This is a genomic window from Streptomyces sp. 150FB, from assembly GCF_000818195.1.
GTDB lineage: Bacteria > Actinomycetota > Actinomycetes > Streptomycetales > Streptomycetaceae > Streptomyces.
Genome location: NZ_JTHL01000001.1, coordinates 1,854,227 through 1,874,587 on the forward strand (window position 1 = coordinate 1,854,227; position 20,361 = coordinate 1,874,587).

The window sequence follows — 20,361 nt, forward strand, 5'->3', positions numbered from 1 at the left end:
CGCGGGCGGCGGTCGCCGCGCGCCACGGGCTGCCGGTGGAGCGCGTCCTGCTGACGGCCGGCGCGGCGGAGGCGTTCGTCCTGCTGGCCCGCGCGCTGCCCGTACACCGGCCCGTCGTGATCCATCCGCAGTTCACCGAGCCGGAGGCGGCGCTGCGGGACGCGGGACATCAGGTACGGCGGGTGCTGCTGCCCGCCAGGGACGGCTTCCGGCTCGATCCGGAGTCGGTGCCCGACGAGGCGGACCTGGTGATCATCGGGAACCCGACGAACCCGACGTCCGTGCTGCACCCCGCCGAGGCGATCGCCCGGCTGGCGCGCCCCGGGCGGACGCTGGTGGTGGACGAGGCGTTCATGGACGCGGTGCCGGGCGAGCCGGAGGGGCTGGCCGGGCGGACGGATGTGCCGGGGCTCGTGGTGCTGCGCAGCCTCACCAAGACCTGGGGGCTCGCGGGGCTGCGGATCGGCTACGTACTGGCCGAGCCGGGGACGGTGACGGCGCTGGAGCGCGCCCAGCCGCTGTGGCCGGTCTCCACACCGGCGCTGGCGGCCGCTGCGGCGTGCATGGAGCCGGCGGCGCTGGCCGAGGCGGAGCGGGCTGCGCTGAAGATCGAGGTGGAGCGGGCGCATCTGCTCGCCGGGCTCGCGGAGTTCGACGAGGTCCTGACGGTGGAGGCGGCGAGGGGCCCGTTCGTACTCGTACGGATCGAGCGCGCCGACGCGGTCAGGGCGCGCCTGCGGACCCTGGGCTTCGCGGCGCGGCGCGGGGACACGTTCCCGGGGCTCGGGCGGAACTGGCTGCGTCTCGCGGTACGCGACCGCGCCACGACGAACCGTTTCCTCCAGGCGCTCGACCAGGCGGTGACGGCGGTCGGCGCGTAAGCGGCGCACGGGACCTTCCTTGGCACCGCAGGCACACCACCGGCGCCCCTCTATGCGGACAATCCTGTTACTTTCGGACATATGACCGTGTCCAGGCATGAGGACAGCGTCGACCCGGGAAGGTGAGCTGCCTTGACCTCCCACACCCGTTCGTTCAGCCCGAGCCCGCCCCCACCGCTGTCCGCGCGGGACAGAGACGATCTCGCCGCCGAGGTCGGCGGCCCGGTCCTGCTGCCCGGTGACGACGGTTACGCCGAGGAGACGACGGGCTTCAACGTCATCGTCACCCACCGTCCGGCGGTGATCGTCGGCGCGAAGGACGTGTACGACGTGCAGGCCGCCGTACGGTTCGCCAACGCGCACGGGCTGCCCGTGGGCGTCGTCTCGACGGGCCACGGGCCCTCGTACGCCATCGACGACGCCGTCCTGGTCACCACCCACCGGATGACCGGCATGACCGTGGACACCACCACCCGTACGGCCCGGGTCGAGGCCGGGGTCCGCTGGGAGCAGGCCGTCGCCGAGACGACCCGGGCAGGGCTGGCGCCCCTGCCCGGCTCGTCGCCGACGGTCGGCGTCGTCGGATACACGCTGGGCGGCGGTCTCAGCGTGACGATGGGCCGCGCCTACGGATGGGCGGCCGACCACGTCCGTTCGATCGAGGTGGTGACCGCCGACGGCGAACTGCACCAGGTCTCCGACGACTCGGAGGCCCAGCTCTTCTGGGCGCTGCGCGGCGGCAAGAGCAACTTCGGCGTGGTGACATCGATGGAGTTCACGCTGTTCCCCGTGGCGCGGCTGTACGCGGGCAGCATGATCTACGAGGGCGAGCACGCGGCTGCGGTGCTGCACGCGTACCAGCGGTTCGCCGCCCGGACACCGGACGAGGTCACCTCGTCGGTCGCGCTGCTGCGTACCCCGGACGTGCCCGCAGTCCCCGCGCTGGTGCGCGGCAAACTGACCGTGCACGTACGGATCTCCTACCTGGGGTCCGAGAAGGACGGCAGGGAGCTGATCGCTCCACTGCGGGAGGCCGCGCCGACGCTGGCGGACGACATCAGGGAGCGGCCGTACGGCGAGTTCGCGGCGATCAGCCCGAACCCGCCGGGACCGATGGTGTCCGTGGACCGCTTCGCGAATCTCGACGCGCTGACGCCGGAGACCGTGGAGGCGATCCTCGCGGTCGCCGGGCCCGGTACGGACCGCCGGATCGGCCTCGTCGACCTGCGGCAGCTCGGTGGCGCGCTCTCGGAGCGGACCGAGGCCCCCAACGCGGTGGTCAACCGCACCGCGGGCTTCGTCGTGTTCACCACCACCCAGGTCGCACCGGCCGAGGCGGAGGCGCGGGCGGGGGCGGGCCTGGAGCTGATGGAGCGGCTGGAGCCGTGGCTGAGCCGCCGGAGGATCCCCAACTTCCTGGCGCCGTCGGACGCCACCGTGGAGGGGACGCGTGGCGCGTACGACGAGGCGACGTACGAGCGCCTGAGGTCGGTCAAGACGACGTACGACCCGCGCAACGTGTTCCGCTTCAACCACAACATCCCGCCCCACGGCGCGACATGAGGGTGAGGTGCGGCACCGGGCCCGGTGCCGCACCTCACTTACGGCGTCACGGCGTCACCGCGTCAGCGCACCGCACACGCGTCAGCGCCGCGCCTTGGACGCCTTGGACCGCGCGAAGTAGAGCGCGCCGCCGCCCACGACGAGCAGCGCCGCCGCGCCGCCGGCGAGGTACGGAGTCGTCGAGTCGCCGCCCGTCTCCGCCAGATCCTGCTTCACCGGCTCGGACGCCGTCTGCGGCCGCAGGTCGGGCTTCGCCGACTGCTCCGGGGCCGCCGCCTGCTCCTTCACCGGCGGCTTCGGCGCCTTCGGCGACTCGCAGGTGGCTTCGGCCAGCTTCACGGAGCCGTTGACCTCGGCGACGTTCAGCTTGAGCGGATTCACCGACACCTTGAGCGCGAGCGCTGTGGCCGCCGCCGTACGGGACGTGGTCCGCGTCGTGGACAGGTCGAGCGACACCTCGCCCACGCCCTGCACGTCGACGCGCGTCGGACCGCTCGCCGAGAGCGTGACGGTCTTGCCGAGCACGGTCACACGACCCAGCACGTTCGACTCGGCCGTGGGCCGCTTCCCGGCCTCGCAGACCGCCTCCGACGTGACGTCCTGGACCTCGATCAGGGAGAGCAGCGGCAGGCCGGGAACGTGGACCTTCGCGTGGGCGAGGTGGGTGTAGCCGCGCGCCCCGCCCTCGTCGACCGTGGCCTTCGCCTGCGCCACATCGGCGCCGAGCACCGTGAAGGGGTGGCCCTTGTCGACCCCGTTCAGCTCCACGCTCAGCGTGGTCTTGTTCGCGCTCGCGGGCGCCGACACCTCGTTGAGCGAGGCGTTGAGCGGCACGTTGACGGTCTTGTTGAGCAGGGACACATCGAGGTCGGCCTTGAGCACGGCGGCGCTCGCACGCCCCGTACCCGAACCGGTCCCGACGCCGCCGCCGTGACCACTGCCGTGACCGTCACCGCCGGTGGCCTGGGCGGGCGCGGCGAGGAGCACCGGGCCCGCCGTCAGCGCCACGGCCGCGGCGACGGCCGCGCAGCGGCGTGCGGACATACGGAAGGTGTTGCTGTTCAAGATGGTGGAACCCCCACAAGAGAATTGGCGTCGCCGACCTGCCGACACGGGGACACGAGGCGGCGGCGACCGAGACACCGGAATCTTTACGCACGAAGAGTGAACTTGTGGTCACCCGACGTCAGTTCACCCGAAAGTGGGGTTTCCGGGTTCATATTCGATTCTTGTGGCATGTGCGTTCTCTTGCGTCACTCGACTGCCACACTCCAGGCCGGTACGCCGCTCCCCGGCACCCGGAGCACATAAAGCCCTCCAACGACGCCGGTGGCCACCGCGTCACGCCCGGTCAACAGGCAGCGTCAACGGGTCGCGTCAACAGGTCACGTGAACGCAGGGCCCGCCGGCGGAGAAGCCGGCGGGCCCTGCGGTCGTTCAGCGGCGGACGGGAACGGGAACGGCGTCGCCCTCAGCCGTTGACGTCGAACGTCGTGATGCGGGACTTCTTCCACTCGGTGTGCGGCAGGTCCTTGGACGCGGTGTCGTCGCCGTAGAGGACCGCCGCGCCGTCGTCGGTGACCAGCCGTACCTGTGCGTCCGGCAGCGACAGATCGGGAACGGAGATCACCGACTCCCAGGCGCCGGCGTCCGCGGTGGGCAGCGAACGCAGCAGGGTGGGAGCGTGGGCGGGAACCCCGTCCCACCGGTACAGCGCGTACGGCTCGCTGTTGTCCTCGGCGGACCACGTACCGGCGATGATCAGATACTGGTTGTCGGCGTTCTTCCGCATGTCGCGGATGCTCAGCCCGCCCAGGTCCATCGTGATCGGGGTGCCGAAGGTGGCGTGGGAGCCCTTGACCACCTTGTCGATGTTGGTCACCGGGACCATCAGCGCCTTGCCGCCGTTCTTCGGCGGCACCAGCGGTGCCCGGAAGCCGAGGTACGCCGTGGTGGTGCTGCCCGGGGCGAACTCCAGGCCCTCGGCGTTGAATCCGTCGATCTGCTTGGGGATGTTGCCCTCGGCCGCGCCGTCGGCGAAGCCGAACCGGTCGTCGTTCGCCTTGTCCCACGCGATGAGGTCGGCGCGCAGCCCGTGGTAGGAACCGCCGAAGGAGAGCTGGGTGTCCGCACCGGATCCTGTGACCGTGGTGGTGTACAACACCGCGCGGTCCGGACGCAGTTCACCGCTCTTGCTGTTGCCCATCGACCCGGTCCAGTAGATGGTGTCGCCGGTACGGGTGGCGGCCTCGATGTCCATCTCGATGGACACACCGGCCTGCGAGGTGAAGTCCCAACTGCGCACGGGCGCACCGGAGGTGGCGCTGTCGTACAGCCGCAGTTGGTTGGTCTCGTCGTCGGCGACCACGGTGTAGCCGTCGCCCACGTCGACGGCGGCCGAGGAGTCCGAGGCTCCGGTGAAGTAGCGGGTGGCCGCGGCGTCCTGGACCGCGGCGGAGCCGGCATAGTGCACCACTTGCGTGGTCTTCCTGCCGTCGACGCCGGTGGCGGTGAGGGTCAGGTCGGTGTAGCCGACGCCCTGCGCGGCGACCGAGACCTGCCGGGTGCTGCCCGTACCGGTGACCGTGACGTCGCTGGTGCGCGCCACCGAGGTACGGCTGCTGGCCGTGGCCGCGACGGTGATCGCCGAGGGGTCGGCGCCGCTCTGCGCGACCGTGGCCGTGACGGTCGGGTCACCGACCGAGTCGACGGCTCCGGTGAGGTACGCCGCCGAGAGCTTCAGAGTGGGGGTGCCGACAGGATCGCCGGGCGGGTCGGTGGGCGGATCCGTGGGATCCGTCGGCGGATCGGTCGGGTCCGTCGGGTCACCGCTCGGCTCGGGAGCCAGCGCGACACCCCGGAAGGCGGACCCGGAGGGGGCGGTGGTGACGGTCTCCTTGCCGTCGACGAACGCCGACTTGGCGGCCGCCGCCGTGTCGGTGAGCCGTACGACCTTGTTCTTGGAGTCCGCGTCGTCGACCGCGTACAGCCGCGCGTTCCCGTCCTCGTCCACGAGCCCCGTCAGGGCGGTGTACGAGGAGGTGCCGGAGATGCTGCCGCGGCTGGTCCAGGTCGAGCCGCTGAGGGAGAACTTGCAGATGCCCTTGGTCTCCTGGAGCACATACAGGGTGTCGGCGCCCGGCACCGACGGATCGCGGTCGAGCAGCGTGAAGGCGACGGGGCCCTTCCCGTCGGAACCGATCGGCGCCACGAGCCTGGCGGACGCCGGGGAGCTGGGCAGGGTGCCGGCGACGCGGTAGACGCCCGCGTCGCCCTTCTCGCTGGAGAAATACACGCCGCCGTCGGCGATCTGCACCACGCGGGTGTTGTTCAGCGCGGAGTTGTCGTCGTCGTCGGAGTTGCTCACCAGCACGTCGGGGGTGGACGAGCCGAGCGGCGCGTACACCAGACCGCCCTTCGGGCTGCTGGTGTTGCCGTGCCCGGTCACCCAGAACCGCGATCCGTCATCGGTGACGGCGCCGCGTATCTTCTCCTGCTGGAACGAGGTCCCCAGCGTGGTGGAGGTGTCCACGGTCCCGGCCCCGTCCACCCGGGCCACGACGCGCGGAACCGAGGCGAAGGACGATCCCGGGGTCGCCGTGTATCCGGCGAGGGTCACATAGCGGCCGTCGGCGGAGCGCGCGAGCGCCCCCACGGCTGACGAGTCGCCCTCCAGCGTGAACGGCCGGTTGCCGCCCGAGGCGGCGGTGGGCAGCTTGACGGTGGCGCCGTCGCTCGTACCGGACCCGGTCACCCGTACCAGGCTGACGCCGGTGGCGTCCTCGGTGTCGGAGACCTGCGAGACCATCAGGTGGTCGGCCGCCGAGTCGGCCGCCGACGCCTGACCTGAGGTCACCACGGCGGCGCCCAGGGCGCCGGCCCCGACCAGCAGGGCAGCGGTGACAGCGGCGGTCGTGCGGCGTACGGACCGTCCGCCGTGGTGCGGGCCCGACGGGACCGAAGGGCCCGAGGCATGAAAGGGCAGGGAAATTCTCAAGGAGGGTGCCTTCCCAGGAATCTGACGTGACGTCTGATCCTGCGGAGCGGGTACCAATGACGGGGGTCCTGGGCAAGGACACCAGGCGAACAGTCGGCGTTCGCGGGCCGGTGTCCGGGTGGTGTCAGAGCGCTCCCGGTGTGTCCCCCTGCCGCGTGCCCCCGCCGCATCTCCCCCTCAGCCCACCACACGCCCGTTCAGTACGATCCGCCGCGGCGCCGCCAGCACCCGTACGTCCGCCCGCGGATCGTCGTCGTAGACCACCAGGTCGCCCGGAGCGCCCTCCTCCAGTACCGGCCGCCCCAGCCACCTCCTCGCCCCCCACGCCGCCGCCGAGAGCGCCTCCAGCGGCGGGATGCCGGCCTTCACCAGTTCGGCGACCTCGGCCGCCACCAGGCCGTGGGCCAGAGCGCCGCCCGCGTCCGTGCCGACGTAGACGGGGATGCCCGCGTCGTACGCCGCCCCCACGGTGTCGTAGCGCCGGTCGTACAGCCGGTTCATATGCGCGGACCAGCGCGGGAACTTGGCCGCGCCCGGCGCCGCGAGCTGCGGGAACGTCGCGATGTTGACCAGCGTCGGGACGATCGCGACGCCCCGCTCGGCGAAGAGCGGGATGGTGTCCTCGTCGAGGCCCGTCGCGTGCTCGACGCAGTCGATGCCCGCCTCGACCAGGTCGCGCAGGGCGACCCCGGCGAAGCAGTGCGCGGTCACGCGCGCGCCGAGCCGGTGCGCCTCCGCGATGGCCGCCTTCACAGCGCCGGGCGGCCAGCAGGCGGTCAGATCGCCCGCCTCGCGGTCGATCCAGTCCCCGACCAGCTTGACCCACCCGTCGCTCTTCGCGGCTTCCTGCCCGACGTAGGCGACCAGGTCCTCGGGCTCGATCTCGTACGCGAAATTGCGGATGTAGCGGCGGGTGCGGGCGATGTGGCGGCCCGCTCTGATGATCTTCGGCAGATCCTGCCGGTCGTCGATCCACCGGGTGTCCGCCGGCGATCCGGCGTCCCGCAGCAGCAGCGCGCCCGCCTCACGGTCGCCGATCGCCTGCTTCTCGCTGGTGGCCGCGTCGACGGCGCCGTGGTGGTCGAGGCCGACATGGCAGTGGGCGTCGACCAGGCCGGGCAGCGCCCAGCCGGTCACGGTGCGGACATCGCGGGCGCCGGCCGGCCGGTCGTAGGTGATCCTGCCGCCGACCATCCACAGCTCGTCCCTGGTCTCCTCGGGGCCGACGAGCACCCGCCCCTTCACATGCAGCACCGTGTGATCGCTCATGCGCAGCACTGTACGAGGCCGTGGGTACCCTCGACGAGGAAGATCCGAACACCGGTTCTGACCCGTCGGGACACTGTCCGGAACGCCGTACGGAACGCTGTACGGAAGCCCGTACGGGCCCCCCTGACAGCTCGCTCGACCACCACCCCGAACCGCCACCCCGAACCGCCACACCTGAAGAGGGCACCGCCGTGACACATCCGCTGCTTGATCTGGCCCCCCTGACCGCCGAGCACTTCGCTTCGATCGAGCGGCGCGTCGCCTCGCTCCTCGCCACCGAGCACGACGTGGTGATCATGCAGGGCGAGGCGCTGCTGCCCCTGGAGGGCTGTATCCGGGGCGGCGCCAGGCCGGGGTCGACCGCGCTGAACGTGGTCACAGGGCCGTACGGGCAGACCTTCGGCAACTGGCTGCGCGACTGCGGGGCGACGGTCGTCGATCTGGAGGTCCCGTTCCACTCCGCGGTGACCCCCGAGCAGGTGGAGCGCGGGCTCGCCGCCCACCCGGAGATCGACTTCGTCTCGCTGGTGCACGCCGAGGCGGCGACCGGCAACACCAACCCGGTGGCCGGGATCGGCGAGGTCGTCCGGGCCCATGGCGCGCTGTTCATGCTGGACGCCGTGGCCTCGGTGGCGGCCGAGCCGCTGCTGCCCGACGCCTGGGGCGTGGATCTGTGCGTGATCGGCGGGCAGAAGGCGATGGGCGGTCCCGCCGGCGTGTCGGCGGTGTCGGTGAGCCCGCGCGCCTGGGAGCGGCTGGCGGCCAATCCGGGGGCGCCGCGCCGCTCGTACCTCTCCCTGCTCGACTGGAAGGAGCGGTGGATCGACGGCGGCCGTACGGCGCTGCCGCACGCGCCGGCGCAGCTCGAGATGCTCGCCCTGGAAGCGTGTGTGGAGCGCATCGAGGCGGAGGGCCTGGACGCCGTGATGGCGCGCCACGCCGCCGCGGCCTCGGCCACCCGCGCCGGGGCCCTGGCCCTGGGCCGCGGGCTGGAGCCGTTCGTCCACGAGGCCTCGGCGGCGGCTCCGGTGGCCACCACGCTGCGTACGCCTCCCGGGGTCAACGCCTCGGAGGTGGTGGCGAAGGCGCTGGCCGCCGACGCGAGCCTGCCGCTGATCGCGGGCGGCGGCGCGCTGGCCGGGGAGATGATCCGGGTCAACCACTACGGCCCCGACGCGTCGCCCGCCGTCGTACGCTCCACGCTCGCCGCGCTCGGCACCGCGCTCGGCTGACGCAAGCGGAATCCGGGGCGTAGTGTCCGCGTATCGAAGGACCAATTAAAAAGACGTTAATTTGCGAATACGGGGAACTGCCTTACCATGCGTAGGTCCCCGTATTCTTGTTCCCACTTTCAATAAAGCTAAACGCCAAGGTTTCAACAAGGTCGAGGTCCGTAATTCGGACGGGTCTCGTGACTGTTACGGACATGTGATCAAGTCCACAGCCACGACCGTTTTGCCCAGTAATTTCCGGACAGATCGGTACCATTCACTGCCGCTCAGCGGCTCGACCCCTGGTCGCGCGATAACACAATCGGGCGCATCTCCCAACCCCTGCTCGCGATGCATCTTTCGAATTTGCTAGGTAAATTCAATATGCATGACCGCCGCACAAGCAGACCTTGCAGGTGCCCGAAGCGAATTCAACCGATCCTCCGGGTCCTCCGGGATCGACACCCCACGGGTGGAGGACGGAGCCGCGATCTGGCGCATTGCCCGCGACTCCAAGGTGCTCGACCTGAACTCCTCGTACAGCTATCTGCTCTGGTGCCGTGACTTCGCTGCCACGTCAGTCGTCGCCCGTGACGACACGGGATCCCCGATCGCCTTCGTGACGGGGTACGTACGGCCCGAGCGTCCCGAGGCCCTCGTCGTCTGGCAGGTGGCCGTCGACAGCAGCCACCGGGGCAAGGGCCTCGCGGGCACCCTGCTGGACGAGCTGACCACCCGGGTGTCCAGGGAGCTGGGCATCACGGCCCTGGAGACGACGGTGACGCCCGACAACACCGCCTCGGACCGCATGTTCACCGCGTACGCCGCGCGTCACGGCGCGACCCTGGAGCGTGAGGTCCTCTTCGACGGCGGCCTGTTCCCCGAAGGGGTGCACCAGCCCGAGGTGCTGTACCGCATCGGCCCGCTCTCGCCCTGAGGGCGCCCACTCCCGGAAGAGCACCCGGCTCCCGGGAGAGCCCGCCCCGGGACAGCGCGCGCCATGCCTCCGGAGAGCACCCGCCCCCGGAGAGCCCCTCGCCCGACTTCCGGATCCCGTCCCGGATCCGACTCCCTCTCCCTCACCACACCGGCTGGAGACTCCTGTGACCATCACCCCGCCCGCACTAAGTGTCTTCGAGACTCTTGAGTCCGAGGTGCGCAGCTACTGCCGGAGCTGGCCTGCCGTGTTCGACCGCTCCCAGGGCAGCCGCCTGACCGACGAGGACGGCCACTCGTACCTCGACTTCTTCGCCGGCGCCGGCTCACTCAACTACGGCCACAACAACGCCGTGCTGAAACGCGCGCTGATCGACTACATCGAGCGTGACGGCATCACCCACGGCCTCGACATGGCGACGACAGCGAAACGCGCGTTCCTGGAGACGTTCCAGAACGTCATCCTGCGCCCGCGCGACCTGCCGTACAAGGTCATGTTCCCCGGCCCCACCGGCACCAACGCCGTCGAGTCGGCCCTCAAGCTGGCCCGCAAGGTGAAGGGCCGCGAGTCGATCGTCTCGTTCACCAACGCCTTCCACGGCATGTCACTGGGCTCGCTCGCCGTCACCGGCAACGCGTTCAAGCGCGCCGGGGCGGGAATCCCGCTGGTGCACGGCACACCGATGCCGTTCGACCACTACCTGGACGGCCAGACGCCCGACTTCCTCTGGTTCGAGACGCTCCTGGAGGACCAGGGCTCGGGCCTGAACAAGCCGGCCGCCGTCATCGTCGAGACGGTCCAGGGTGAGGGCGGCATCAATGTGGCGCGTCCGGAGTGGCTGCGGGCGCTGGCGGATCTCTGCCACCGCCAGGACATGCTGCTGATCGTCGACGACATCCAGATGGGCTGCGGGCGTACCGGTGCCTTCTTCTCGTTCGAGGAGTCGGGCATCACACCGGACATCGTGACGCTTTCGAAGTCCATCAGCGGGTACGGACTTCCCATGTCGCTGTGCCTGTTCAACCCGGAGCTCGATGTCTGGGAGCCGGGCGAGCACAACGGCACCTTCCGCGGCAACAACCCGGCGTTCGTCACCGCCACCGCCGCGCTCAACACGTACTGGGCCGACGGGCAGATGGAGAAGCAGACCATCGCCCGTGGCGAACAGGTCGAGCAGGCCCTGTCGGCGATCGATGTCGAGAACCCCGGCCAGGGCATCGACTTCCGTGGCCGCGGCCTGGTCTGGGGCATGGAGTTCGTCGACAAGGACCGCGCGGGGGCCGTCTGCCGCCGCGCCTTCGAGCTGGGTCTGCTGCTGGAGACCTCGGGTCCCCGCAGCGAGGTGGTGAAGCTGCTGCCGCCGCTCACCGTGACACCCGAGGAGCTGGACGAGGGGCTGCGCACGCTGGCCCGCGCGGTCCGCGACACCGGCGCAGCGTGAGGCCGGGCGCGTAACCGCGTACGGACCGGCGGCGGAGACCCGAGCCGGGAGACCGGAAGAGACCACAGAGCCGTAGAGCGCCGTAGCGCGCCGAAGAGAGAGGCACGAATGCAGTGATTGTCCGATCGTTCAAGGACGTCGAGAACACCGACCGTCACATCAAGGCCGCGTCGGGGACCTGGGAGAGCAAGCGCATCGTGCTCGCCAAGGAGAACGTCGGCTTCTCGCTCCACGAGACCATCATGTACGCGGGCACGGAGACCTCCATGTGGTACGCCAACCACATCGAGGCCGTGCTGTGCGTCGAGGGCGAGGCCGAGGTCACCGACGACGAGACCGGTGAGGCCCACTGGATCACCCCCGGCACGATGTACCTGCTGAACGGGAACGAGCACCACACCGTCCGGCCCAAGTCCGACTTCCGCGTGATCTGTGTCTTCAACCCGCCGGTGACCGGTCGGGAGGAGCACGACGAGAACGGCGTCTACCCGCTGCTGACCGAGGAGGTCTGAACCGCATGACCACCACAGCCCCCGCACGCACCGACCTGTACCCGACCCGTGGCCAGAGCGAGGTCACGACCCCGCGCCAGGACCCCGTCGTCTGGTCGGCACCCGGCGCCGCGGGACCGATCGCGTCGAGCGGCCTGGAAAGCTTCGAGCGCGACGGCTTCCTCTCCGTCGAACAGCTCATCGGGCCCTCCGAGGTGTCCCGTTACAGCGCCGAGCTGGAGCGCCTGATCAGCGACCCCGCTGTCCGGGCCGACGAGCGCTCGATCATCGAGCCGAAGACCCAGGACGTGCGCTCCGTATTCGAGATCCACAAGATCAGCGAGGTCTTCGCCGGTCTGGTGAGCGACGAGCGCGTCGTGGGCCGGGCCCGGCAGATCCTCGGCTCGGACGTGTACGTCCACCAGTCGCGGATCAACGTCAAGCCGGGCTTCGGTGCCTCCGGGTTCTACTGGCACTCGGACTTCGAGACCTGGCACGCCGAGGACGGCCTGCCGAACATGCGGGCCGTGTCGGTCTCGATCGCGCTGACCGAGAACTACGACACCAACGGCGGCCTGATGATCATGCCCGGCTCGCACAAGCACTTCCTGGGCTGCGCGGGCGAGACGCCGAAGGACAACTACAAGCAGTCGCTCCAGATGCAGGACGCGGGTACGCCGTCGCACGAGGCGCTCACGTCCATGGCCGACGACCACGGCATCAAGCTCTTCACGGGCAAGGCCGGTTCGGCGACCTGGTTCGACTGCAACTGCATGCACGGCTCGGGCGACAACATCACCCCGTATGCCCGCAGCAACGTGTTCATCGTGTTCAACAGCGTGGAGAACACGGCCGAGGCCCCGTTCGCGGCCCCCGTACCCCGCCCGGACTTCATCGGCGCGAGGGACTTCACCCCGATCCGCTGACAGCCGGCAGCGACACGCCCGCGCCCCGAGTTCGTACGAACGGGGCGCGGGCGTCGCCGTGTTGTGGGGCTTCACCGTGTCACCGGGTCACCGTGCGCCGGGACGTCCGCGCAGGTGGGCCCGGAGCGAGAGGGCCATACGGTCCGCCTGGTCAGGGGTCACCCACTCCTCCTCCGGACGCCGGAGCAGCCCGAAGACGTCCGGCCCGCGTCGCTCCGGCGGCAGATCGGCCATGCGCGGAACGATGTGGAAGTGCACGTGGGCGAAGCCCTCGGCCTCGGCGAACTGGACGACGTACGTCTTGGCGCAACCGGTCAGGGCCCGGAGAGCGCGGGAGAGCGCGACCTGCCACGCCCCGAGGGTCCCGGCCTCGGCGTCGGTGAGGTCGTGGACGGCCGTCGCATGGCGCCGTGGCAACAGCACGAGCCAGCCGGGCACGGCTGTGTTGAAGGCGTGGGCCACCCGCCAGTGCTCGTCGGAGACGACGCACTCGCGCGGCGGAAGTTCGTCGAACGCTGCTTCTGCGGCGCACGCGTAGCAGTCGGGAGTCGGCATGGACCGAGAGCGTAGAGCTGTCCGGCCAGCGGCGGGAACGACCGGAGCCGTCCCGGTTCACTCCCGGTTCACCAGGAGACGGCGCGGCGGCGGCGCTTCGGATCGGCGAGGACGGCCTCGTTGTAGCCCGTGTCCTCGGGGTTCAGGTCGACGCCGGGTGCCACGACACGGTCGATGCGGTCGAGTACGGCGGGTTCCAGGACGATGTCCGCGGCGCTGAGCTGGCCCCGCAGGTGCTCGGCGGTGCGGGGGCCGATGACCGCCGCTGAGACCGCGGGGTGGGTGGTGACGAACGCCAGCGCGAGCTGAATCAGTGTCAGGCCGGCTTCGTCGGCGATGCCGGCGAGTTCGGTGGCGGCGTCGAGCTTGGCCTGGTTGGCCGGGACGTCCATGTCGTAGTGGGCGTGCGTGGTGCGGAAGGGCATCGTCCGCGTACGGTGGCTGGCCGCGTCGACCGCGTCCCTGCGCCAGCGGCCGGACAGCCAGCCGCCGGCCAGCGGGCTCCAGGCGAGCACCCCCATACCGTACGTCTCGCAGGTGGGCAGCACCTCGGCCTCGATGCCCCGGGCCAGCAGGGAGTACGGAGGCTGTTCGCAGACGAACCGCTCACGCTGCCGCCGCTCGGCGGTCCACTGCGCCCGCACGATGGCCGAGGGGGAGAACGTCGAGGAGCCCGCGTAGCGGATCTTGCCCGCCCGTACGAGGTCGGTCAGCGCGCCCAGGGTCTCGTCGAGGTCGGTGGCGGGATCGGGCCTGTGCACCTGGTAGAGGTCGATGTGATCGGTGCCCAGACGGCGCAGACTCTCCTCGCAGGCCCGGACGATCCAGCGCCGCGAGGCCCCGCGTTCGTTGACACCGGGGCCCATCGGGCTCGACACCTTGGTCGCCAGGACGACCTCGTCGCGCCGCCCGGCGATCGCCTTCCCGACGATGGTCTCGGACTCACCGCCCGAATAGACGTCGGCCGTGTCGATGATGTTGACGCCCGCGTCGAGCGCGGTGCGTATGACGGCGATCGAGTCGTCGTGGTCGGGGTTCCCCCACTTCCCGAACATCATCGCGCCCAGGCACAGTGAGCTGATCTGGACTCCGGTACTTCCCAGCGTGCGGTACTGCATGACGTGGACGGCCCTTCCGCATACGTGGCAGCGCGACGGAACGGCCGACACCTACGTGCCCCAGCCGCCTGCTACCGTCACCAGTTAGCGGAGTCGGCTCCGCTTACCACCGCCACCGTAAGCGGACCCGGCTCCGGATAGCAAACGGGCCGGGCACCGGGCAAACCCGACACCAGTGGAAGAGAGGAAGCCGCGCATGACCGATCCCTCCGCCCGGCCGGTCCGCGCCGACGCACGGGCCAACGAGGACAAACTGCTCGCAGCCGCCGCACTCGCCTTCGCCAGGGACGGCGCCGCGGCGACCCTGAAGCAGATCGCGAAGGACGCGGGCGTCGGGGTCGGCACCCTGTACCGGCGCTTCCCGACCCGTGAGCAGCTCGTCGACGCCACCTACCGCTACGAGACCTCACGTCTCGCCGCCCGGACCTCGGCCCTGCTCGGCGAGCTGCCGGCCGACCGGGCCCTGCGGTCGTGGATGTCCGACGTGCTGGACTACCTCGCCGCCAAGCACGGCATGGCCGACACGCTCAAGTCCCTCCTGCAGAGCGACGAGCGTCTGGGCTCGCGGACGCGCGAGCAACTGACCGGCGCGGTCGAGGAGTTCCGCCGTGCCGGGGTCACCCAGGGGGTGATCCGGCAGGACGTACCGTCCCGCGACATCCTTACGGCCCTGGCGGGCGTCACCCTGGTGGCCGGGACCAGCCATCAACGGGAGCAGGCCGAGCGGTTGCTCGACCTGCTGATGGACGGCGTCACCCGCTCGAACGGATGGCGCGGGGACGTGGAGCGGCCGGCGCCCTGAGCGCGCGCCCGGCCGCTCACAGCTCCGCGTCAGCCGGTCCGGCCGTACGAGTTCGCGTACGAGTTCGCGACGAGTTCGCGTACGAGTTCAAGCTCAGTTGCCGGCCAGCGACGGGTAGTCGATGAAACCGGCGTCGTTGCCGCCGAAGAAGCTCGCGGGGTCCGGGGTGTTGTACGGGCCTCCGGCCTTCAGCCGCTCGGGCAGGTCGGGGTTGGCGAGGAAGAGCGCGCCGAAGGAGATGATGTCGGCGACGCCGTCCTCGATCAGCGCCAGCTCGGCGGAGCTGGTGGGGCCCTCGGTCTTGGCGTTGAGGACGAGCGTGCCGGAGTAGTGCTTGCGGAGGACGTTCGTCAGCTCGCGCGTGTTCTCGACCACGTGCACATAGGCAAGGCCGATCGGATCGAACTGCTGGACGAACGCCGTGTACGTGGCCTCCAGCTCGGTCTCGGCGCCGATGCCGTTGAGCGGGTTTCCGGGCGAGATCCGGATCGCGGTCCGTGAGGCACCGATCTCGGCGGCCACCGCGCGCGTCACCTCGGCGGCGAAGCGGGTACGTCCCTCGACGGAACCGCCCCACTCGTCGGTGCGCCGGTTGGAGGTCGAGGAGATGAACTGGTGGATGAGATAGCCGTTGGCGCCGTGCAGCTCGACGCCGTCGAATCCGGCCTCGATCGCGTTACGGGACGCCGAGACGAAGTCGGCGATCGTCTCGCGTATCTCCTCGGACGTCAGTTCGTGCGGGGTGACGAGATCCTTGGGACCGTCGTGCAGGTAGATCTTCCCCTCGGCGGCCACGGCGGACGGGGCGACCGGTATCAGGTCGCCGGGCAGCAGGTCGGGGTGGCCGATGCGGCCGGCGTGCATGATCTGGGCGAAGATCTTGCCGCCCTTCGCGTGGACGGCGTCGGTGACCTTGCGCCAGCCGGCCACCTGCTCGGCGCTGTGCAGACCGGGGGTGTCGGGGTAGCCCTGACCGACCACGGAGGGCTGGGTCCCCTCGGTGATGATGAGACCCGCCGAGGCGCGCTGGGCGTAGTACAGCGCCACGGAATCGGTCGGCACATGGCTCGGACCGAACGAGCGGCTGCGGGTCATCGGCGCGAGGGCGATGCGGTTGGTGAGCTGCGTACCCGAGAGATCGATCGGGTCGAACGCGGTGGTCATGAAAGACTCCCCCAAATCAGTATGTGGTCGGCCAAGTAATCGACCGCGAGTCACTGTAGCGCATCTCTTGGCCGACCAAGCTAAACTCCGAGACATGACATCGGATGACCCCGCCTGTCCCGAATTCCCCCGCCTCTGTACCGATCTGCCCGGGGCCGCGCGCGGCGGCCCACTCAGCCACGCGCTCTCCCGGGTGTCGCGGCTGCACCGCATCGCCGCCGGGAAGATGCTGCGGCAGTCGGGGCTCTACCCGGGCCAGGAGTTCCTGATGATGCATTTGTGGGAAGTGGGCGCGGCACGGCAGTCCGAACTCATCAAGTCGGTCGATCTCGATCCGTCGACGGTGACGAAGATGCTTCAGCGCCTGGAACAGACGGGGTACGTACGCCGCTCCCCCGACCCCCGCGACCGGCGCGCCGTGGTCGTCGAGGCCACCTCGGACAGTTGCGAGCTGCGCTCGCAGGTCGAGGGCGCGTGGGTCGGTCTTGAGGACCAGACGCTCGCGGGGCTCGACGACGCGGAGCGCGTGGAGCTGGCGAGGCTGCTCGCGAAGGTCGAGGCGAACCTGTGCGGGTCGGCGACGGACTGCCCGGAGAAGGGTTCGAGGGAGCGTTCGGACCGGAGCCCTGAGGCGGCTTCGGCGCCAGGCACCGGGGCGCGGGCGAGAATCGAGACAGGCGCGTAAGGCCTGGTCAGGCACTCGGCCGCTCAGCCGGCGAGCACGTCCAGCGCCCGGTCCACGTCGGCCGTGGAGTTGTACAGATGGAAAGCGGCCCGCAGATTCCCGGCCCGGACGGAGACGGCCACGTTCGCCCGGCGCAGAACGGCTTCCTTGTCGCCCGTACGGGGAACGGCGACGATCGCCGTCCCGCCGGGCACCGGCTCGTACCCGGCGCCGGTGAGCCCCGCCCTGAAACGGGCGGCGAGCGCGGTGCTGTGCGCGTGGGCGGCGGGCGTGCCGATCTCCTCCAGGAGCGCGAGCGACTGCTCGGCGCCGTGGTACGAGAGGAAGGACGGCATCACGTCGTACCGGCGGGCGGACCCGGCGAGCCGTTTGATCGGCCCGTACGTGCTCTCCCAGGGCTGTTCCCCGGCGAACCACCCGGCGTTGATGGGTACGAGGGACTCCTGCGCCTCCTCCGTCACGGTGAGGAACGACGTACCGCGCGGACAGAGCAGAAACTTGTACCCGCCGGCGACGGTGTAGTCGTAGCCGCCCGCGTCCAGCGGCAGCCACCCGGCGGACTGGGAGGCGTCGGCCAGCGTACGGACCCCGTGAGCGGCGGCAGCGGCCCGTATCGCGTCCAGATCGGCGATCCGGCCGTCCGCCGACTGGACGACGGAGAACGCGACGAGCGTGGTGTCGGCCCCTACGGCGTCCGCGAGTGCGTCCAGCGGTGCGTACCGCACCTTCAGATCGTCACGGACGGCGAAGGGCGCGACCAGCGAGCTGAACTCACCCTCCGGCAGCAGCACTTCGGCGCCCGCCTTGAGCGACGCCGCGATCAGCCCGACATGCGCCGAGACGGACCCGCCCACGGACACCCGGCCGGCCGGAACCCCGACCAGCCGGGCGAAGGAAGCGCGGGCGGCGTCCACCGACTCGAAGTCGCCGGTGCCGTCGCGCAGCCCCGTCGCGTTCTCCTCGACCAGTTTCCTGACTGCGGCGACGGTACGACGGGGCAGCAGCCCGTTGCTCGATGTGTTCAGGTACGTCAGCTCGGGCGCGAACTCGGCGCCTCCCAGGGTCTCCATGGGGCCAGCGTGGAATCCGTGCGACCTGCGGTCAATCACGCATCACTGAACCGAATCCCCAAGGAACCCTTATGCATGCACTCCGGCCTGCGGGTTCTCACCGACACGGTTGTCCCACGCCTGCTGAAGCGCCTGGGTGAACAGCTCGGCCGGTTGACCGCCGGAGACGCCGTAACGCCGGTCGAGGACGAAGAACGGCACCCCGTTCGCCCCCAGCTCGGCGGCCTCGCGCTCATCGGCCCGTACGTCGTCGGCGTACGCGTCGGGGTCGGCGAGGACACGCCGGGCGTCCGCCTCGTCCAGACCGACCTGCACCGCGAGGTCGACCAGCGTCTGCGGGTCGTAGACGGAACGGTCCTCGGCGAAGTTCGTCCGGAACGCGAGACCGAGGAACTCGTCCTGCCGACCGTGCTCCTTCGCCAGGTGCACCATCCGGTGGACGTCGAAGCTGTTGCCGTGGTCACGCCCCTCGCTCTGGTAGCCGAGCCCTTCGGAACGGGCCTGGGCGGCCACGTTCTCCTCCATGGCGATGATCTCCTCGCGCGAGCGCCCGTACTTGGCGGCGATCACGTCGAGCACGGGCACAGTGGCGGCCTCGGCCTTCGGATCGAGCTCGAAGGAACGGTGCACCACCTCGACCTCGTCACGGTGGTCGAAGGCCGCAAGCCCCTTCTCGAAGCGCGCCTTCCCGATGTAGCACCAGGGGCAGGCGATGTCGCTCCATATCTCGACGCGCATGTGTCTGCTTCTCTCCAGGATCGCGAAACCCGCACGGCCGACGGGTCGGGTACGGAGACGGAGACCCCCTCCGCCACTGCGGGAACGCGCGGGTGGGGCGGGGGATTCCCGGGGTGGGGGATTCCGGGGGCGAGGGGCTGGCGGGGAACGCGGGGGTACGGACGCGGGCAGGCGTGGGTAGACGCGGCCAGACGCGGGAATCCGTCCGGATTCAGGTCAGGACGATCGGGTTGGTGAGCGCGGCCATGGGACCGTGCGGATGGTGTACCTCGATCCGGACGAACGCCGACTCCTGCGCGCTGGTGCGCCACTCGACGGTGCCCGCACCCTGGCGCGGAAGTTGTTCGCGGTGGACCTCGCCACGACCGGTATGAAAACCGACGGTCGCGGACGGCACACCGCCCACCTCCGCCCGTACCACGACCTGCTCCCCCAGGGTCTTGAGCTGCCCGCCCACCTCTGCGCCGCGTGCCCCTGCGGTGGCGGTGAGCGACACGACGACGGCGGCCGACTCGGCGATCCAGCTCCGGCCGGCGCGGATGCCGGCGAGGATCGCCGGGGTGCTCAGCTCCTCGGCGAACACAACGGTGTGCGGGATGCCGATCTGGCCCTCCAGATGGGTGTCACTGTTGCCCATCGCCGGCCGCCACCGCCCCTTGGGGACGTCTGACAGCAGACTGCGTCCCCACTCGGAGAGGGCCGCCTCGTTGTCGGCATTCCACGGCCGGTCAGATGTCCACAGCCCGTTCCATACCTCGACCGCGTCAAAGCCTTGGTAGGGGTACTCGAAATCGCCTGAGGGATAAGGCGCGTGGGGGTGCGCCGCCACACACAGTCCACCGACCCGGTGCACCTGCTCCAGGTGCTGGTCGATCAGCCCGTCCCGCGCCTGGTACCGCCAGTCCACAACCTGCCCGGCCCCGATACCGAGAGCGAGCCAATGCCCGGTCGCGGTCGTCACTTCCTCACCCAGGACCACGAGGAGATCACGATCGAGGTGGGGAGCCCAAGCGCCATGCGCCTGGGCGGTGTTGTGCTCCGTGGTCGCGATGAAGTCGAGCCCCACGGCCCGCGCACCGGCTGCCAGCTCGGCCGGGGTGAGCTCACCGTCCGAGTGCACGGAATGAACGTGACAGTCCCCGCGATACCAACCACGCCCCCGACCACCCGCCCGCAGGGGCGGGAAATCCGATACGGACACGTCGCCCTCCTCTCTCGCGCAGACTCCGCCACTGCCCTATGACCCTGCCAACCGAACGCGGGTAGGTCGTGCCGGGTTCCTTGGCGGGGGCGGGGGCGGGGGCGGGGGACGCTGGGGGATGCTTGTTTGTTCTGCTGCTTTTGCTCCCGTCTGCGACTTGCTTGCCCTGCGGGGCACGCACGAAGGGATCACTGCATGCCACTTCGCTGCTTAGCGGCGACCTGCTGGCTGTGGTGACGGGGAGGGTCGGCGGGCCGGGCGTGGTGAGCGCCGACAGACGCAGGACAGCCCTTGGCTGCTGGCTGATCGGGC

Annotated in this window: 18 protein-coding genes; 9 read left to right on the forward strand and 9 right to left on the reverse strand. The window is 70.4% G+C overall.

Features of this window, described 5'->3' with window-relative positions; genetic code table 11:
- Both cobC and QR77_RS07645 read left to right on the forward strand, forming a co-directional pair.
- Positions 1–881 (forward strand): Rv2231c family pyridoxal phosphate-dependent protein CobC (cobC, locus tag QR77_RS07640; protein WP_040020490.1); only part of this gene is annotated, 881 nt, incomplete at its 5' end.
- Positions 882–1,013: 132 nt separating this feature from the next.
- Complete coding sequence (locus QR77_RS07645) at positions 1,014–2,444, forward strand: FAD-binding oxidoreductase (RefSeq protein WP_236710555.1); 1,431 nt, start codon at positions 1,014–1,016, stop codon at positions 2,442–2,444.
- An 81-nt stretch (positions 2,445–2,525) separates the two neighbouring features.
- Here QR77_RS07645 and QR77_RS07650 read toward each other — a convergent pair whose 3' ends face one another.
- The 3 genes from QR77_RS07650 to QR77_RS07660 all read right to left on the reverse strand — a co-directional run bounded on the left by QR77_RS07650 (position 2,526) and on the right by QR77_RS07660 (position 7,710).
- Positions 2,526–3,509 carry an SCO1860 family LAETG-anchored protein gene (locus QR77_RS07650; protein ID WP_040020492.1) on the reverse strand — a complete coding sequence of 328 codons (984 nt, stop codon included), beginning with the start codon at positions 3,507–3,509 and terminating at the stop codon, positions 2,526–2,528.
- Positions 3,510–3,915: 406 nt separating this feature from the next.
- The gene (locus QR77_RS07655; RefSeq protein ID WP_040027483.1) at positions 3,916–5,187 is read right to left on the reverse strand and encodes a hypothetical protein; all 1,272 of its coding nucleotides are present in this window, start codon (positions 5,185–5,187) and stop codon (positions 3,916–3,918) included.
- Between the two features lie 1,431 nt (positions 5,188–6,618).
- A complete protein-coding gene (locus QR77_RS07660) occupies positions 6,619–7,710 on the reverse strand; it encodes an amidohydrolase family protein (RefSeq protein WP_078877763.1) in 1,092 nt (363 codons plus the stop codon).
- A gap of 191 nt (positions 7,711–7,901) precedes the next feature.
- Between QR77_RS07660 and QR77_RS07665 the strand changes: the two genes are divergently transcribed.
- The 5 genes from QR77_RS07665 to thpD all read left to right on the forward strand — a co-directional run bounded on the left by QR77_RS07665 (position 7,902) and on the right by thpD (position 12,716).
- Complete coding sequence (locus tag QR77_RS07665; RefSeq protein ID WP_052488591.1) at positions 7,902–8,942, forward strand: aminotransferase class V-fold PLP-dependent enzyme; 1,041 nt, start codon at positions 7,902–7,904, stop codon at positions 8,940–8,942.
- 367 nt (positions 8,943–9,309) lie between these two features.
- Positions 9,310–9,858: a diaminobutyrate acetyltransferase gene (gene ectA, locus QR77_RS07670; protein ID WP_078876534.1), complete on the forward strand. Its 549-nt coding sequence runs from the start codon at positions 9,310–9,312 to the stop codon at positions 9,856–9,858.
- A 166-nt stretch (positions 9,859–10,024) separates the two neighbouring features.
- Positions 10,025–11,299 (forward strand): diaminobutyrate--2-oxoglutarate transaminase, encoded by a 1,275-nt coding sequence (gene ectB, locus QR77_RS07675; protein ID WP_040020496.1) that lies wholly within the window; start codon positions 10,025–10,027, stop codon positions 11,297–11,299.
- A gap of 113 nt (positions 11,300–11,412) precedes the next feature.
- A complete protein-coding gene (locus QR77_RS07680; RefSeq protein WP_040020497.1) occupies positions 11,413–11,811 on the forward strand; it encodes an ectoine synthase in 399 nt (132 codons plus the stop codon).
- A 5-nt stretch (positions 11,812–11,816) separates the two neighbouring features.
- Positions 11,817–12,716 carry an ectoine hydroxylase gene (gene thpD, locus QR77_RS07685; protein WP_040020498.1) on the forward strand — a complete coding sequence of 300 codons (900 nt, stop codon included), beginning with the start codon at positions 11,817–11,819 and terminating at the stop codon, positions 12,714–12,716.
- An 87-nt stretch (positions 12,717–12,803) separates the two neighbouring features.
- Here the strand turns inward: thpD and QR77_RS07690 are convergent, their stop codons facing one another.
- Together QR77_RS07690 and QR77_RS07695 are read right to left on the reverse strand one after the other, a co-directional pair.
- Positions 12,804–13,271, reverse strand: a complete 468-nt coding sequence (locus QR77_RS07690; RefSeq protein ID WP_040020499.1) for an HIT family protein — start codon at positions 13,269–13,271, stop codon at positions 12,804–12,806.
- A 68-nt stretch (positions 13,272–13,339) separates the two neighbouring features.
- Complete coding sequence (locus tag QR77_RS07695; RefSeq protein WP_040020501.1) at positions 13,340–14,389, reverse strand: aldo/keto reductase; 1,050 nt, start codon at positions 14,387–14,389, stop codon at positions 13,340–13,342.
- A 196-nt stretch (positions 14,390–14,585) separates the two neighbouring features.
- Between QR77_RS07695 and QR77_RS07700 the strand changes: the two genes are divergently transcribed.
- Positions 14,586–15,191, forward strand: coding sequence for a TetR/AcrR family transcriptional regulator (locus tag QR77_RS07700; RefSeq protein WP_040020503.1), 606 nt, complete (start codon positions 14,586–14,588; stop codon positions 15,189–15,191).
- Positions 15,192–15,284: 93 nt separating this feature from the next.
- Here the strand turns inward: QR77_RS07700 and QR77_RS07705 are convergent, their stop codons facing one another.
- Positions 15,285–16,355, reverse strand: coding sequence for an alkene reductase (locus QR77_RS07705; protein ID WP_040020505.1), 1,071 nt, complete (start codon positions 16,353–16,355; stop codon positions 15,285–15,287).
- Positions 16,356–16,449: 94 nt separating this feature from the next.
- Between QR77_RS07705 and QR77_RS07710 the strand changes: the two genes are divergently transcribed.
- Positions 16,450–17,040, forward strand: a complete 591-nt coding sequence (locus tag QR77_RS07710; protein ID WP_078876535.1) for a MarR family winged helix-turn-helix transcriptional regulator — start codon at positions 16,450–16,452, stop codon at positions 17,038–17,040.
- A gap of 23 nt (positions 17,041–17,063) precedes the next feature.
- Here the strand turns inward: QR77_RS07710 and QR77_RS07715 are convergent, their stop codons facing one another.
- The 3 genes from QR77_RS07715 to QR77_RS07725 form a co-directional block, all read right to left on the reverse strand.
- Entirely contained in the window at positions 17,064–18,110 is a 1,047-nt protein-coding gene (locus QR77_RS07715; protein WP_040020506.1) for an aminotransferase class V-fold PLP-dependent enzyme, read from the reverse strand.
- Between the two features lie 69 nt (positions 18,111–18,179).
- Positions 18,180–18,848, reverse strand: a complete 669-nt coding sequence (locus tag QR77_RS07720) for a DsbA family oxidoreductase (protein WP_052488592.1) — start codon at positions 18,846–18,848, stop codon at positions 18,180–18,182.
- A gap of 211 nt (positions 18,849–19,059) precedes the next feature.
- Positions 19,060–20,049: a CehA/McbA family metallohydrolase gene (locus QR77_RS07725; protein ID WP_173476278.1), complete on the reverse strand. Its 990-nt coding sequence runs from the start codon at positions 20,047–20,049 to the stop codon at positions 19,060–19,062.
- Positions 20,050–20,361 lie beyond the last annotated feature (312 nt).

Excerpts from the sequence above, each read along its gene's own strand:
- QR77_RS07660 (WP_078877763.1), bottom strand. The coding sequence starts at position 7,710 with ATGAGCGATCACACGGTGCTGCATGTGAAGGGGCGGGTGCTCGTCGGC.
- ectA (WP_078876534.1), top strand. The coding sequence starts at position 9,310 with ATGACCGCCGCACAAGCAGACCTTGCAGGTGCCCGAAGCGAATTCAAC.
- QR77_RS07690 (WP_040020499.1), bottom strand. The coding sequence starts at position 13,271 with ATGCCGACTCCCGACTGCTACGCGTGCGCCGCAGAAGCAGCGTTCGAC.
- QR77_RS07700 (WP_040020503.1), top strand. The coding sequence starts at position 14,586 with ATGACCGATCCCTCCGCCCGGCCGGTCCGCGCCGACGCACGGGCCAAC.
- thpD (WP_040020498.1), top strand. The coding sequence starts at position 11,817 with ATGACCACCACAGCCCCCGCACGCACCGACCTGTACCCGACCCGTGGC.
- QR77_RS07695 (WP_040020501.1), bottom strand. The coding sequence starts at position 14,389 with ATGCAGTACCGCACGCTGGGAAGTACCGGAGTCCAGATCAGCTCACTG.
- QR77_RS07710 (WP_078876535.1), top strand. The coding sequence starts at position 16,450 with ATGACATCGGATGACCCCGCCTGTCCCGAATTCCCCCGCCTCTGTACC.
- QR77_RS07715 (WP_040020506.1), bottom strand. The coding sequence starts at position 18,110 with ATGGAGACCCTGGGAGGCGCCGAGTTCGCGCCCGAGCTGACGTACCTG.
- QR77_RS07720 (WP_052488592.1), bottom strand. The coding sequence starts at position 18,848 with ATGCGCGTCGAGATATGGAGCGACATCGCCTGCCCCTGGTGCTACATC.
- QR77_RS07705 (WP_040020505.1), bottom strand. The coding sequence starts at position 16,355 with ATGACCACCGCGTTCGACCCGATCGATCTCTCGGGTACGCAGCTCACC.